Annotated in this window: 12 protein-coding genes and 3 pseudogenes; 8 read left to right on the top strand and 7 right to left on the bottom strand. The window is 60.4% G+C overall.

The genetic code is table 11. The features are described from left to right. Positions 1-203 precede the first annotated feature (203 nt). The 5 genes and pseudogenes from M2352_RS26650 to M2352_RS24535 form a co-directional block, all read right to left on the bottom strand. Positions 204-692: pseudogene (locus M2352_RS26650) on the bottom strand (nucleotidyl transferase AbiEii/AbiGii toxin family protein); the annotation flags it as partial. Continuing rightward, the gene (locus M2352_RS24550; RefSeq protein WP_264667147.1) at positions 689-913 is read right to left on the bottom strand and encodes a nucleotidyl transferase AbiEii/AbiGii toxin family protein; all 225 of its coding nucleotides are present in this window, start codon (positions 911-913) and stop codon (positions 689-691) included. The gene M2352_RS24550 and the pseudogene M2352_RS26650, both read right to left, overlap by 4 nt. Next, entirely contained in the window at positions 894-1,427 is a 534-nt protein-coding gene (locus M2352_RS24545) for a hypothetical protein (RefSeq protein ID WP_264667146.1), read from the bottom strand. Before M2352_RS24545 ends, M2352_RS24550 begins: the two co-directional genes overlap by 20 nt. Further along, complete coding sequence (locus M2352_RS24540; RefSeq protein ID WP_264667145.1) at positions 1,384-2,628, bottom strand: site-specific integrase; 1,245 nt, start codon at positions 2,626-2,628, stop codon at positions 1,384-1,386. The genes M2352_RS24545 and M2352_RS24540 overlap by 44 nt, the downstream gene beginning before the upstream one ends. 189 nt (positions 2,629-2,817) lie before the next feature. Beyond that, positions 2,818-2,973: a hypothetical protein gene (locus tag M2352_RS24535; RefSeq protein ID WP_264667144.1), complete on the bottom strand. Its 156-nt coding sequence runs from the start codon at positions 2,971-2,973 to the stop codon at positions 2,818-2,820. Between the two features lie 220 nt (positions 2,974-3,193). On the opposite strand from M2352_RS24535, the gene M2352_RS24530 reads away from it, so the two are divergent. The 8 genes and pseudogenes from M2352_RS24530 to M2352_RS24495 all read left to right on the top strand — a co-directional run. Next, positions 3,194-5,470: a DGQHR domain-containing protein gene (locus M2352_RS24530; protein WP_264667143.1), complete on the top strand. Its 2,277-nt coding sequence runs from the start codon at positions 3,194-3,196 to the stop codon at positions 5,468-5,470. A gap of 36 nt (positions 5,471-5,506) precedes the next feature. Beyond that, positions 5,507-7,213: a hypothetical protein gene (locus tag M2352_RS24525; protein WP_264667142.1), complete on the top strand. Its 1,707-nt coding sequence runs from the start codon at positions 5,507-5,509 to the stop codon at positions 7,211-7,213. Between the two features lie 5 nt (positions 7,214-7,218). Beyond that, positions 7,219-8,766, top strand: a complete 1,548-nt coding sequence (locus M2352_RS24520) for an ATP-binding protein (RefSeq protein WP_264667141.1) — start codon at positions 7,219-7,221, stop codon at positions 8,764-8,766. Positions 8,767-8,794: 28 nt separating this feature from the next. Beyond that, positions 8,795-9,730, top strand: a complete 936-nt coding sequence (locus M2352_RS24515; protein ID WP_264667140.1) for a hypothetical protein — start codon at positions 8,795-8,797, stop codon at positions 9,728-9,730. Positions 9,731-10,002: 272 nt separating this feature from the next. Next, a complete protein-coding gene (gene tnpA / locus M2352_RS24510; protein ID WP_264665766.1) occupies positions 10,003-10,413 on the top strand; it encodes an IS66-like element accessory protein TnpA in 411 nt (136 codons plus the stop codon). Next, a complete protein-coding gene (gene tnpB, locus M2352_RS24505; RefSeq protein ID WP_174471014.1) occupies positions 10,410-10,757 on the top strand; it encodes an IS66 family insertion sequence element accessory protein TnpB in 348 nt (115 codons plus the stop codon). The genes tnpA and tnpB overlap by 4 nt, the downstream gene beginning before the upstream one ends. Positions 10,758-10,836: 79 nt before the next feature. After that, positions 10,837-12,480 (top strand): IS66 family transposase, encoded by a 1,644-nt coding sequence (gene tnpC, locus M2352_RS24500; protein ID WP_264662671.1) that lies wholly within the window; start codon positions 10,837-10,839, stop codon positions 12,478-12,480. Between the two features lie 28 nt (positions 12,481-12,508). Then, positions 12,509-13,195 (top strand): annotated as a pseudogene (locus tag M2352_RS24495) (IS5 family transposase); the annotation flags it as partial. Between the two features lie 228 nt (positions 13,196-13,423). Here M2352_RS24495 and M2352_RS24490 read toward each other — a convergent pair. Together M2352_RS24490 and M2352_RS24485 are read right to left on the bottom strand one after the other, a co-directional pair. Then, positions 13,424-13,840 (bottom strand): annotated as a pseudogene (locus M2352_RS24490) (IS5 family transposase); the annotation flags it as partial. Then, entirely contained in the window at positions 13,780-14,214 is a 435-nt protein-coding gene (locus M2352_RS24485; protein ID WP_264663615.1) for an IS5 family transposase, read from the bottom strand. The gene M2352_RS24485 and the pseudogene M2352_RS24490, both read right to left, overlap by 61 nt. Between the last annotated feature and the right edge of the window lie 61 nt (positions 14,215-14,275).

The following is a 14,275-nucleotide window of genomic DNA, read 5'->3' as shown; positions in this document are numbered from 1 at the left end:
AGCGCACCAGGCAGGTCTTGGAGACCGAGGCCGGAACGGCGTGGAAGCCGTCGAAGCGGCCAGCGTAGGGAACCAGGCTCGGCCGCTCCGCCTCGAAGGCCTCCCAGACGGTCTGCTCGCGCAACTCGGGATGGCGGTGCGCCTTGGCGTAGGCGACGCAGCGGTCCATCAATGTCCTTTTCCATCAGAGCATGCGCACCGGCTGCGAAGTCTGCCGCTTCCACAATCCGCGGCTCCAGTGCGGCGAGGTCGTGCAGGTGGCGCACCAAGGTGCCGTCGCGGTCCCTGGCCTCCTTCCGCTTGGCTGCGTCGAGCATCGCCTTCGCCCGCCACGCGAACGCCGATACCTTGTCGGCGGCGATCTTCAGCGGGTCCACGCAGGCGATCATGGGCACCTCGGGATCGAAACGCTTGCCCGTGACGACGAACGAGGAAACCGGATGGCTGATGGTGGCCAGCCGGGGCGGCTCGAAGGTCACTTCGATCTTGAGTTCCGGCCGGAAGCCGTAAGGCATGGGAAACTCGCGCGGATAGGTGAGCAGCGCCTGGAAAAACGCGCTGTTCTTTCCGACCAGCAGGGTCTTGTCGTCCCAGGTGAAGCCCTGCTGTCGGAGCGCGTCGAGGATGGCCTTGCGGCAATCGCTGAAGCCCTTGGAGCGGGCGCTTTTGCTCGCCGCTTCCGGAACGATCACCTTGAGAAGTCGATGTCCTCCGACAGCCGCTTGATGATGCCGAACCCCTTCGACAGCGACGTCCCGCCATCGAACACCGGCACATGGCCGGCAAGTTCCGTGTGCCCGGCGATGACGCGCGGAACCTGGACGACGTACCAGTCCTTCTCGACCAGCGCCGTAGGGATCCCGAGGTCGACGGCGACCGCGTCGATGAAGCCGTTATCCGCGACGGCGCTCAAATTCAACGCTGCGTCCCTCCCAGGAGATCGTGCGCCTGACCCTCTTGGTGACGCCGACCATCCGGCCGAGAGGAACCTGCTCGGTCTTGCGCTGCGCGTAATCCCGTTCCCACCGGGTTGGCACCACCTCATAGCCGAGCCGGCTCATGGCCTCGCGGGCCAGGTCGGTGATGTCCTTCCGGGGGAGGATCTTCCCGCTCAAGGGGCCGACGGTCGCCTTGGCATAGATGCCCTGACCGATCCGGACGATCTTTCCCTTCCGGACGAGCGTCCGCATGCCGCGGCCGATCTGATCGTCATCGGCCATGCCCTTGAAGTCCTGACGCAACACGACGTTGCCGTCCAGGTCGTCGATCCGACGTTCCATGCGGTTGGCCAGCGGCACCAGCTTGACCGGGTTGCGCTTCGGTCGGGCTGACATCAAAATCTCCATGCGCTTCCTGTCAAGATACGACACCAAAGGCAGAATATCAAAAAATATCAATATGTTCCTGGTAGAGGTGGGCGTCTTCATCCGGCCGGTCGTCCTGGGGGCCGGCCGTCGCTTTCGATGCATCGTCCTTCTTGGGCGGGCGGGTGAGGGCGACCGCAATGGCCTCCGCCACCTTGTCGGCGGCCACCCTGATCGGATCGGTCTTGAGGTGGGCGTAGCGGGCGGTCGTCTGGACCTGGGTGTGCCCGAGCAGGCGGCCGATCATCGGCAGGTCTTCGCCGAGCTGGAGCGCGTCGGAGGCGAAGGAATGCCGCAGGTCGTGGATGCGCAGGTCGTCCAGCCCGGCGCGCTTGCGCAGCCGGCGCCAGGGACGCTGCATGTCGGTCAGATGCTGGCCTTCGACCTGGCCGGTGATGACATAGGGGTTGTCCACCATCCTGGTGATGCCCTTGAGCACTTCAACGGCGGCCTTCCCGACCGTCACCAGTTTCGCCCCGGTCTTGGAATCCGGCAGTCGGAGCACGCCAGCCCTGAGATCGACGTGCTCCCATTTGAGCTTCTGGATTTCGCTGAGGCGGCAGCCCGTCAGAAGGAGGAGGTGGATGCAATTGACCGCTTCCGGTTCGGAAGTGGAGTCGCGCAGCACCTTGCCGATGCGGGCGAGTTCGTCCGGCGTGAGGTAGCGTTCGCGTTTGACCTCCTTGTAGCGCTTCACCTTCCAGCACGGGTTGATGCCATCGGTCCGGACGCCCCAGGTGTGGGCGACGGTGAACATGACGGAGAGAACGCCCAAGGTGCGGTTGGCCTGATAGGGGGTCGCTTTCAAGGATTGGTGAAGCTCGACCACGTCGGCGCGGCTGACGTCGATGATGCGATGGCTGCCGAGCTTGGGGTTGATGAACAGGTCGATGGAGCGTTTGTATTCGGCCCGGGTGGTCGGCTTGCAGTGGGAGGCGACGTGGTCCTCCAGGAAGCGCTTGCCGAACTCCTTCATGGTGGGGGAGGCCTTGCGCCGGTCGCGTTCGGACGCCGGGTCGCTGCCGCGCCGGACATCGGATAGATGCTTCATGGCTTCGGTCCGGGCGACATCGGGTGTCAGGACGCCATGGGGGCCGATGTTGACGCGGCGCAGGCGGCCGCCGGCCCGGAACTGGGCCAGATACATTTTCCGGCCCGAGGGATAGACGCGCAGTCCGAAGCCCTTCAGCTCTTCGTCCCAGAGGAAGAACTCTTCCTGGCCGGGGACGGCGGCATCGACGGACCGTTTCGTGATCTTGGCCATGGAGCACCCCACGAGCGCCGGAATCTCCGGAATCAAATCGGAATCACTTGGGAGGAAAAGAGCGCGCTTCCGATGAAACTGAAGCGTAGTTTGGTCGCCGAAAAATATCAATGGAAACAAGGTATTATAGTGCAATCGGATACTCTGTCGTAGTGCCGGAAACGTGCGTGCAGGGGCCGGAAAACGAACTCATAACCTGAAGGTCGCAGGTTCAAATCCGGCCCCCGCATCCAAATCAGCCAGCAATCCCAAGGGGTTGCTGGCTTTTTCGTGTCCGGCGAATCGGTATGGTCCATCTGTGTCCGCATTGTGTCCAGACATCGAGTGGCCGACGATGTCGCGCATGTTCTGTACCTGTTGGAACGCGAAGGAGCGTCTGGCCTAAGCCCGAGCGCTGGGGAAAGAGCAGGATTTGGAAGTCGCGTTATAATCCGGTACAAAGTGTGGTGCTCAGACGACGTGCGGAGCTTTCTCCCATCTCAACCGTATGGTAGCCTTTCCCATCATTTGGGGTAGGGCTGTTGGCGTAGGCACGCAGCCTTGAGGCGCGCAGTCTGGGGGGGCAATGGCTGAGTTTCCTAACGGCATCGTCAACGGTGAAGCTGCGAAGGCGGTTTTCGTGCGGCGCTCTAAGGAGCACGACGAGAAGACGGTCACGGCCGCCAAAAAGGAGGCCTTGGTTATCAAGGTCAAGGGCGAGGAGGCCGACGGTTGGGAGGTCGCGAAGTGGAACAAAACCTCTGTTCGTGTGCGCAAGCGGAAGCCCGATGACCGCCAGCTAGAAGACGACGTTTGGAGCCTGCTTTATCGCCTCGGTTTCAATGAGTTAAACGAGGATCGGCTCCTGACCTTCAAGGGGCGCCAGTTCGACGTCTTTGCCAAAGACGAAGATACTGTCTTCGTCGTCGAATGCACTCACGCGGAAGAGGAAGGTTCCAAGCCCGTCAAGGGGCTGATCGACAAGATTAATGCAAACGCTCAGGATGTCATACACGCCATCCACTCTCACTATGGCAAGACTCCAAAGCTGAAAATTAAGTTTGCGATTGCAACCCGTAATGTGGATTGGCGTAAGGCCGACAAAGAGCGGGCGGCTAAGTCCAACATAGCGGTCATCACCGAGCAAGATTTGGCCTACTATGGTAGGCTCATCGACTATGTGAAGGGCGCTGCTCGTTTCCAATTCCTCGCCCGCTACCTGGAGGGCGAAGGTGTCGATGGGCTGCGTCTTGAGGTGCCCGCGACGCGCGGCAAAATGGGAGGCACAACCTTCTACAATTTCCTGATATCGCCTTATGACCTGATGAAGATTGCTTATATCAGCCACAAGTCGGCCGACCTCGACACATACCAACGTATGGTGAAACCTGCACGGCTTAAGAGTATTGCCGCTTACATCGACGAGGGTGGGCAGTTTCCTACTAATATCGTTATCAACTTTAAAGTCAAGAGCCCGCTTCAGTTTGAAAAGCATGAGAGCTTCGAAAACAGTACTTTCGGAACGCTAAAGCTCCCGGGGCTCTATGGCTCCGCGTGGGTCATCGACGGCCAGCATCGACTTTATGGCTTTTCTTTTGCAGAAAAGGGGAAAAATCACGTCGTTCCGGTTCTTGCTTATGAGAACATGGATGCGGCCGACGAAATGGAGCTGTTTATTGATATTAACTCTAAGCAGGTGAAGGTGTCGCGGGGGCTCCTGAACGAGCTGTACTCGAACTTGAATTACGGGTCGGAGGACCCAGTGAAGCAATTCGAGGCGCTGTACCCACGGGTTGCGCTACGCCTTGGAGCTATGGCCAAGTCGCCCATCCGCAATCGGGTGTTGACCGTTGACAAGGATAAAGACCACTTCCGTTGCTTGACGCTGACCTCCCTGGCTGATGGGATTAAGGAGAATCGATTTCTCGGTACGGTCACGCACGCCCCGCCGAATCCGCACGTTTATCAACTTGGGCAACTCAGCGCCCTTTCCGGTGACTACGAGGAGACGGCCGAGAAAGCGGCCGACGTGTTGGTTGCGTACTTTGCACTGTTTGCCAAAGGCGTACCGGCCAACTGGGATCTCGGCGATGCTAAAGGCGGTTTTCTGTGCACCAACAACGGCTTACGCGCCTTGATGCGTCTCCTGAAAGAGTTGATTGCCTATGTCGAAGATAGCCAACAGGTGAAGGCAATCCACTTGGACGCCGACGACCTCGTCGAGCGCGTGGCCCCGTTGGTACAGCCCATCATCAACTTCTTCCGCACGGCCGACGCCACCCAGGTGAAGGCCTTCCGTGACCGACAGGCCCTCGACGGTGTGAAAAAGAACTATCTGTCGATGATGGGTATCATCCACGACGCCATACCGCAATTCACGAGCAAGGACCTCACGGAGTACCTGAAGGACAGGGATGAGAAGGGGACTCAGGAAGCCGACCTTATTATCAAGGATATCAACAAGATCCTCTACAACGACGTCATTGCGCGATTGAAGCAGAAGTTTGGCACCGAAAACGATGCATGGTGGTGGCAGGGTGTGCCGCAGCCCATCCGTAAGGAGTGCTTTGAGCGAGCTAACAATGACAATGGCGAGAAGCCGCTGTGGCAGTATCTGTCGCTGGCAACCTACCAGAGCATCGCGGTCCACAACTGGGACATATTCCAGGACAGCTACGCGCTCGGGGAGAAAGTGAAAAAGGGCGATGCCGTTCGGTGGATTGCGAAGCTGTCTAAGGCGCGCCAAACCACAGCACATCCGGAAAAGGGCGTTTTATCGAAGGACGAGGTGGCCTGGGTGAGGTCCATCTACATCAAGGTCAAAGCGCACATCGTCGGCGAGAAGGCTCTGGAATCGGCGTGACGCCGGTAGCGCTAATGGATTCTGGCACAGGGCGGTTTGGAGCGGATCGACAAGCCGAGGCCGGACGGCTATATTGTGGACGAACGAGGTCGCAGCGAGCGTCGAATGCCTAGTAAGAATATCCTGCTCATCGAGCCGGGATACCGGAACAAGTATCCGCCCCTGGGGCTGATGAAAATTGCGTCCTACCATGGGCCGCATGGCAAGGGCGACAACGTGCGCTTCATCAAGGGGGAGGATAAGTCAGTCCTCGGTACCGCATGGGATCGCGTCTACGTCACCACGCTGTTCTCGTTCGAGTACGATCGCATCTCTCGGGCAATCGATTTTGCCCTCGATGTCGTGCGTGGCCAAGCCAACAAGGTTTTCGTTGGCGGCATCGCTGCGTCGCTGATGAACGGCCGCTTTATATCGGAACCGCGCTGGCGCGGCATCCGGTTCATCTCCGGCCTGCTCGACAAGCCGCCTGCCGTTTCCTTGCAGCTGGATGAATTTGAGGAGGAACTTTACGCCGAGGACACGAGCGGGACCCCCATTGAGTCACTGGTGCCAGACTACAGCATTCTCGATCAGGTGGACTACAAGTACCCCGTTCGTGATGGCTACTTCCTCTATGCCTCCCGAGGCTGCATCCGCACATGTAGTTTCTGCGGCGTTCCAAAACTGGAGGGCGGTCTGCGGGAAACGCCGTCTATCACCGCCGTTGTCCGTGAGATTGAGCGCCGTTACGGCGAGAAGAAAGATCTCATCTTCATGGACAATAACATCACTGCCTCGCCCAAGCTAAAGGACATTATGGATGAAGTGGTAGACCTAGGCTTCGGCCGGGGAGCTACTATCACCCGCAGGGGCGTCGCCATCCAGCGTCGCGTCGACTTTAACCAAGGCGTGGACGCAAGGGAGCTGGCGAAGAATCCGGAGCTTATGAAGCAATTGGCGCGGGTCTGTGTCAGCCCCCTCCGAATTGCCTTCGACCATTTGGGCTTTCGGGACGACTATGAAACAGCCATCCGACAAGCCGAGGCCAATGGCCTGAAGGACTTGTCAAACTACATGCTATACAACTTCAAGGAAGCTCCGGCTGACCTGTTCGAGCGCATGTACCTGAACGTCCGCCTTAACGAGGAGTTGGGTATCCGCATCTTCAGTTTCCCCATGCGCTACCAACCTGTGGACCTCACTGACCGTTCGCATGTTGGCCCGAAGTGGACCCGCCACCAATTGCGGTCAGTCCAGGTCATCCTACAAGCCACCCACGGTATCGTTTCTGGCACTCCTGACTTCTTTCGCGAGGCTTTCGGCGATTCGGTCGATGAGTTCATGAGCTTGCTCATGAGGCCGCATCACATGATTTTTAACCGCTTCTGGTACAAACCGGGGGGCGGTGGCGAAGCCGAGTTCGCTGAGTACCAAGCAGCATTCAACAGGATGACTGAGTCTCAGAAGACGAATCTTTTGAGCCTGCTTTCTGAGGTGATGTTTGATCTGCCCGGAAAACCCCGCCTGAGCCGTGAACAACTGCGCGACCGTTTTACCCAGGAGCAAGATGATATCTTGCGCAGGGTGCTTGAGTTTTACATCCCACCGACGAAGAAGGAGGAACGTCGAATTTGGGAGCTGCAGAAGGTTGTCCGAATGAAGGTTGATGTCGATTTCGGCCTCGCCGAAGATGAGGTGGTGGAAGACGCCGGACTGCAGGAGCTTGCCGACGAGGCTGAGACATCTGAAAAGCAGGTCGCTTAGGGATCATGAGCAAACACACCAACATCTCACTCCCTGCCGAAATCGTTATCGGCAAGGATGTGCTGGAACTCGTCAGTTCAGCCATGTACGTCGATCCACTGACGATCTATCGGGAGTACATCCAGAATGCCGCTGATTCCATCGATGTGGCGCGTGCTACTGGGGTGCTGGGCGCCGACAGGGTCGGGCGAGTTGACATCACCCTGGACCTTAACCAGCCAACCCGCTCAGTAAAAATTCGCGACAACGGTGCCGGTGTACCCAACGGTGAGTTTGCGAAGCGCCTGACGGCGATTGGAGGCAGCCGCAAGCGCGGCACATCAGCGCGTGGCTTCCGTGGTGTTGGGCGTTTGGCCGGTCTCGGTTACTGCCAGGAATTGATATTTCGCTCGCGAGCAGTGAACGACTCCGTAGTGCAGGAGCTTCGATGGGACTGTCGGGTTTTCAAAAAGCTGCTATCCGACCCGTCCTACCAGGGAGGGCTTCACGACCTTATTCAGGCGGTGGCCAAGGTCGTCGAGATTGATCCTGAAGGTTGGCCCGAACACTTCTACGAGGTTGAATTGGTCAAGCCGATTCGCATCGGCAAGGACACGCTGCTGAACCAGGACGCCATTGCCCATTACTTGGCGCAGGTCGCTCCGGTGCCGTTTGCTCCCGAATTTAAGTTTCGCGAGCAGATTTGCGAGCACTTGCTTCAGCACCTCGGTAGTCTTGGCGAAATCCATATCCACATCAATGACGCGAAAACACCAATTTTTCGGCCGTACCGAGATGACTACGCTTACGGCGAGGGTCGGCGTGATGTCTTCGCTGGCTTTAAACCCATAACCATAGAGGGGCGGGATGGCGGAGTTGGTGCCGTCGGGTGGCTACTGCACCATGGATATTTTGGTGCCATCCCGAGCGGTGAGGGCATCAATGGCTTGCGTGCGCGCAAGGGCAATATCCAAGTTGGCGACCATCGCATATTTGCGGAGGTCTTTCCGGAGTCTCGCTTCGCGAGCTGGACGGTAGGCGAAATCCATATCCTTGATGAGCGGTTGGTACCCAATGGCCGTCGCGACAATTTCGAGCAGAACGTCCACTTGGATCATCTCCTCAGCCGCTTGGGCGAGGTTGGTGACCAGATCGGCCGCATGTGCCGGTCGAGTTCGGTAGTTCGCAACCGCATCAAGGCTTTCGACATTGGTGCCTTAAAGGTCGAACAGCAGCTGAAGATCCTTGAACAAGGAGCCATTGACGGTTCGACGGCGGAGAACATTGTCGAGGACATCCGCAGCGAGATGTTCGAGATCAAGCGCGTCGCGGAGGCAGGTGTGCTGGCCGAGTACGATCGCGCTACTCTGTCCGAACGCTATACGCAGCTGGAGGACCGGTTGGTCAAAGCGAGCGCACAGGCTTTGGGTGGTGTTGATGTCCTTGGCATGCTTCCTGAGGGCGACCGCGCCGTGATTCAGCGCATGATTACGCTCATTTACGAGTGTTCTCAAAATAGGGTTGCAGCGAAGTCACTGGTTGACCGCATCCTTGCGCGTCTCGGAGATTCGTGATCGACGTTTGCTGACTAGGAAGTGCAGGATGATCAAAGACGAAATGGCTGATGGATTAACTAAAGATGAAGAGGCCGATCTCGTTCGGCAGGGCGAGAGAACTGTTGATAATCTAAAGCGTCTGTTCGCGGTAATCTTCGCGCTTAGCTTCGGAATCGCAGGCGCCTCAGTTATCGGCAGGATCGAGGCCGTTCTATCATCGAATGGGCCGCTCAACATTGGGCGGCCTCTTCTCCTTTTGAACCTTGAGATGCTGGTGGTGTTTACAGCCACTGCGGCCATCTTCTACCATCATGGCGCAAAATTCCTGGATCACCGCTATGCAAGCAAGCCGTGGTCCGAAGCGCACCCAATTGGCTTTGCGCTTGACTTTATCACCTTGGTGCTGACGATGGTGCCGTTCTATTTCATGGCACATTCGCTGCGGTCGGATATCACACATAAAGTCGGCTACACCATGTATTTCTGGTCGTACTCGACCTTGATTTATGTGGGGCTTCTCCTCTTGGTTTTGGCCGAGATTCGGCACTTGCCCGTCATCCGAGAGCGAGTTTTTCATGAAAGGCTCAGCCAAAATGAGCTAAGCCGTGATCGTCGCCTGAGATCGTTTTGGTTCGTAATGAACTGCGTTGCGCTCATCGTCGTTATGAAGTTGTTCGATTGGCAATTGGATAGCGGTAATGCATGCCCAACGAATGGAGATCCGAGTAAGTTTCTTTATGCTTTCGGCGTTGTGGCTGTTGCTCGTGATATCCTGGATTATGTCTTCGCTTGGCGATACATTTACCCAGTTCCAAGCCACATCCGAGAAAAGAAGGCTGTGCTCCCGATACGGATCGTTACAGACCACTTGTGGGTTGCGTACGCCATCAGCTTGGCTAGCATTAGTTATTTGACTTACCTGATTTTCTGGGAAATCCAAATGCTTGACGTCGGGAAGTGGCTTGCTGCTTGTCGAGTATGATTTAGCAGCAGCTAGTGTTAAAGGGTGGGGCGGTGCATTTATTGAGTGCTGGCTTAATCGACCAATTCCGCAACGCCCCTGGGCCGACGGCGGCGCGCGGGTTCGTGCCTTGCAGAACTCTGTCGCACAATTGCGGAGGGGCGTGATCCTTTCTGCAAGGAGAAGCGACATGAAGGTACGCATCCGGTAAGCGCCGCCTTGGCAAAGTAGGGTCCGACGTCTGAGTTTTGCGTGGCGCGTCATCGCGCGGACGCAAACGAGTGGCAAACGTCATGGCTTACCAGCGGGTCGAGGTTCTGACGGGGACGGAGCGGCGGCGGAACTACACGCCGGCGGAGAAGGTCCGGATGGTCGAGGAGGCGTTCCGCCCCGGCGTGGTGGTGACGGAGGTGGCCCGCCGGCTGGGCGTGCACGAAAGCCTGCTGTATCGCTGGCGGGGGCTGATGAAGGCCACGGGGATCGCCGTGGGCGAACCGCCCAGCTTCACTGCGGTGACCATCACGCCGGAGCCGACCGTCACGGAACTGCCGGTCGTGGAGCCCCGTGCGCCATTGCCGCCTCCGGCGACGTCGGCCACGAGCCCGGCGATCCTCGAGGTCATCCTGCCCAGCGGGGCACGCCTGCGTCTGGAAGGGCCGGTCAACCCGGCCCTGGCGGCGGCCGTCATCGGTGCCCTGGCATGATCCCGGTGCCGAGCGGGGTGCGGGTGTGGCTGGCCAGCGGGCACACCGACATGCGCAAGGGCTGGGCGAGCCTGGCGTTGCTGGTGCAGGAACGCTTCGCCCAAGACCCGCACAGCGGCCATCTCTTCATCTTCCGCGGGCGCCGCGGCGATCTGGTGAAGATCATCTGGTATGACGGCCAGGGCAGTTGCCTGTTCATGAAGAGGCTGGAGCGGGGCCGTTTCATCTGGCCCACGCCGGCGGACGGCGCGGTGTCGATCTCGGTTGGGCAGATGGGCTATCTGCTCGAAGGCATCGACTGGCGCAACCCGCAGAAGACTTGGCGTCCCGAGACCGCAGGGTGACTGCGACACGGTGAATCGACGGGCCGGTTCAGGGGAGATTGCGACGGCTCGAAGGCGTGATCCCAGGTAAACTGGCGCCATGACCGCCGCCCCGCCCCCTGCCGCCGTGGCCGACGACATCGCCAGCTTGCGCGCCGCCTTGGCGCAGGCCGAGGCGCGGGCGGACGCGGCGGAAGCCGAAGCGGCGCGGGCCAGGGCGATGGCTTCGAACACCGAGGCGCTGATCGCCAGCCTGAAGCTGGAAATCGAGAAGCTCCGGCGCGAGCTCTACGGCACGCGCTCCGAGCGCAAGGCACGCCTGCTGGACCAGTTGGAGTTCCAGCTTGAAGAGCTGGAAGCGACGGCCAGTGAGGACGAGTTGGCAGCCGAGCAGGCCGCTGCCCGAACCACCGGGGTGACGGCCTTCACCCGCAAGCGGCCCTCGCGCCAGCCCTTTCCCGGCCACCTGCCGCGCGAGCGCGTCGTTGTGCCGGCCCCCGCGACCTGCCCGTGCTGCGGCTCGGACAAGCTGTGCAAGCTGGGCGAAACGATTACCGAGACGCTGGAGGTGATCCCGCGCCAGTGGAAGGTGATCCAGACGGTGCGCGAGCGGTTCTCCTGCCGGGCCTGCGAGACGATCAGCCAGCCGCCGGCACCGTTCCACACCACCCCGCGGGGCTGGGCCGGCCCCAACCTGCTGGCCACCATCCTGTTCGAGAAGTTCGGCCAGCATCAGCCGCTGAACCGGCAGGCCGAACGCTTCGCGCGGGAGGGCGTGCCGCTCAGCCTGTCCACCCTGGCCGACCAGGTGGGCACCGCCGCCGCGGTGCTGAAGCCGCTGCACGACCTGATCGCGGCGCATGTGATGGCGGCTGAGCGGTTGCATGGGGACGACACCCCGGTGCCCGTGCTGGCCAAGGGCAAGACCGATACCGGGCGCCTGTGGGTGTATGTGCGCGATGACCGGCCGTTCGCCGGCCAAGCCCCACCGGTGGCGCTGTTCCACTATTCCCGCGACCGCAAAGGCGAACATCCCGAACGGCACCTGGCCGGCTTCAAAGGCTGGCTGCAGGCCGATGCGTTCGCCGGCTACAACCGGCTGTACGAACCCGAGCGACAGCCGGGGCCGATCAGCGACGTGCTGTGCTGGGCGCATGCCCGGCGCGGCTTCTTCAAGCTGGCCGACATCGCTACGAACACCAGGCGCGGCAAGGATGCCCCGCCGATCTCGCCGCTGGCGCTGGAGGCCGTGACGCGCATCGACGCCCTCTTCGATCTCGAGCGTGCCTTGAACGGCAAGCCGGCGGCCGAGCGGCTGGCGGCACGCCAGGAGCATGGCGTCACCCTGGTAGCCGCGCTGGAGGGCTGGATGCGGACGGAGCGGGCCCGGCTCTCCCGCCATGCCCCCGTGGCCAAGGCGATGGACTACATGCTGACGCGCTGGGACGGCTTCACCCGCTTCCTCGGCGATGGCCGGCTGTGCCTGACGAGCAACGCCGCCGAACGCGGCCTGCGCGGGATCGCCCTCGGGAGGAAGGCGTGGCTGTTCTGCGGCTCCGATCGCGGCGGCCAGCGGGCGGCGATCATGTATGGCCTGATCACCACCGCCAAGCTGAACAACGTTGACCCGCAGGCCTGGCTCGCCGACGTGCTGGCGCGCATCAACGACATGCCACAAAACCGCCTGCACGAACTCCTGCCCTGGGAGTGGAAGGCGATGCGCGAGCAGGCAAAAGCTGCCTGACCGCGGTACTCAGCGGATGCTTACGGATCAGCCGCGGGTCAAGGCGCTGCTGTCGGACGAGCACTTCTCGGTGGACGGCACGCTGATCGAGGCGTGGGCCAGCGTGAAGAGCTTCCGGCCCAAAGATGGCAGCGGTGAGCCGCCGGGGCCGGGCCGCAACGGCGAGCGCGACTTTCACGGTGAGAAACGGTCCAACGAAACGCATGCCTCCACAACCGATCCCGAGGCGCGTCTCTACCGCAAGGGCAACGGGCAGCCGGCGAAGCTGGCCTTCATGGGCCACGCGCTGATGGAGAACCGCCATGCTCTGGTGGTGGATGTCCGGCTGACGGCGGCTACGGGCTTGGCCGAACGCGAGGCGGCGGTGTCGATGGTCGAGGCCATCTCCGGCTGCCACCGCATCACGCTGGGCGCCGACAAGGCTTACGACACCAAGGATTTCGTGGCGAACATGCGCCGCCTGGGCGCCACCCCGCACGTTGCCCAGAACACCAGCAACCGCCGCTCAGCCATTGATGGCCGGACCACCCGTCACCCCGGCTATGCCGTGTCCTTGCGCATCCGCAAGCGGATCGAGGAGGTCTTCGGCTGGATCAAGGGGGCGGGGCTGCGCAAGACCCGCCACCGCGGCACCGCCCGCGTCGGTTGGATGTTCACGCTGACTGCCGCCGCCTATAACCTGATCCGTCTGCCCAAGCTGCTGACAACGGCATAATCATCCCGGAGTCCGCCTGAATGGCGGCTCCAGGAGCCTGAGGGCGCGGAAAAAGGCGCCATCCAGACCAAAACAGGCCCCGAAAACACCATTTCCAAGCTTCAGCGGAGACAATGCCACCGCATCGGTCCGTTTTTCCGCGCCCTGCTAGAACTCCTCGAGGACGGTACGCTGACTGTTGGCCCGCGACAGGTTCCACCGTCTTTGACCCTGAAGCCGTTCCACGCCCTAGGCTCTGTGGACAAAGGTTGGTATCCAAATACGAATAGCGGCGAGCTTGACGAAGGCGATGAAGGAAGAGCGGGTCTTGTCATAACGGGTTGCGACCCGCCTCATCTGTTTGAGTTTGTTGAACATTCTTTCGATTTTGTTGCGAGCCTTGTAGGCCTCCTTGTCAAAAGCGGGCATTGTCTTGCGGGTTGGGTTCGGCTTGATGATCGGACGGATAGCCCGGATCAGCAAATGCTCACGGTTGGCATCGCTATCATAACCGGCATCGGCGAGCAGGGCCTTGGGAGAGGGGATCTCCAGCGGGATTTCCATCAAAGGGATCAATTGCTTGCTGTCGGATGCCTCGCCCCCGGTCACGATGAAGGCCAGGGGCCGCCCGGTCCGATCGCACCGTGCGTGGATCTTGCTCGTAAAGCCGCCGCGCGAACGACCAAATCCCGCCGCGCAGGTCCCCCTTTTGCGCCCGCGGCTTGGCTGTGACCCCGAACCGTCGTGCTATCGACCATCTGATCCTTCCAGTCGTCGGTAATGCCCAACTCGACCAGCGTTTCGAGGATCTCGTCGAAGACCCCTTGGACACACCAGCGCCGGAACCGTCGAAAGATCGAATTCCAGTTTCCATAGCGCTCCGGCAAGTCCCGCCAGGGAATACCAGTACGCAAAACATAGTTTATCCCGTTGAAAAAACGGCGATTGTCATGGGCTGGCCGGCAGCCTCGCCCGCGCTCCGAAGGCAAAAGCGGGCCAATCACCGCCCATTCGCCATCCGATATCTCCCCGCGCTCCATCAAGACCTCCCATCCAAATGAAGTCTTGAATCAGATTCTCCCTCCGTTGGGAAGCCCCTTT

The sequence above is a fragment of the Azospirillum fermentarium genome, assembly GCF_025961205.1.
In the GTDB taxonomy this organism is placed as follows: domain Bacteria; phylum Pseudomonadota; class Alphaproteobacteria; order Azospirillales; family Azospirillaceae; genus Azospirillum; species Azospirillum fermentarium.
The sequence above is the reverse complement of the archived record's forward strand: the minus strand, read 5'-3'. Positions and strand labels throughout refer to the sequence as shown.

What these genes read in the sequence shown, in the direction of transcription:
- M2352_RS24545 (WP_264667146.1), bottom strand. Translation starts at nt 1,427, where the DNA reads ATGAAGACGCCCACCTCTACCAGGAACATATTGATATTTTTTGATATT.
- M2352_RS24540 (WP_264667145.1), bottom strand. Translation starts at nt 2,628, where the DNA reads ATGGCCAAGATCACGAAACGGTCCGTCGATGCCGCCGTCCCCGGCCAG.
- M2352_RS24535 (WP_264667144.1), bottom strand. Translation starts at nt 2,973, where the DNA reads ATGCGCGACATCGTCGGCCACTCGATGTCTGGACACAATGCGGACACA.
- M2352_RS24530 (WP_264667143.1), top strand. Translation starts at nt 3,194, where the DNA reads ATGGCTGAGTTTCCTAACGGCATCGTCAACGGTGAAGCTGCGAAGGCG.
- M2352_RS24520 (WP_264667141.1), top strand. Translation starts at nt 7,219, where the DNA reads ATGAGCAAACACACCAACATCTCACTCCCTGCCGAAATCGTTATCGGC.
- M2352_RS24515 (WP_264667140.1), top strand. Translation starts at nt 8,795, where the DNA reads ATGATCAAAGACGAAATGGCTGATGGATTAACTAAAGATGAAGAGGCC.
- tnpA (WP_264665766.1), top strand. Translation starts at nt 10,003, where the DNA reads ATGGCTTACCAGCGGGTCGAGGTTCTGACGGGGACGGAGCGGCGGCGG.
- tnpB (WP_174471014.1), top strand. Translation starts at nt 10,410, where the DNA reads ATGATCCCGGTGCCGAGCGGGGTGCGGGTGTGGCTGGCCAGCGGGCAC.
- tnpC (WP_264662671.1), top strand. Translation starts at nt 10,837, where the DNA reads ATGACCGCCGCCCCGCCCCCTGCCGCCGTGGCCGACGACATCGCCAGC.
- M2352_RS24485 (WP_264663615.1), bottom strand. Translation starts at nt 14,214, where the DNA reads ATGGAGCGCGGGGAGATATCGGATGGCGAATGGGCGGTGATTGGCCCG.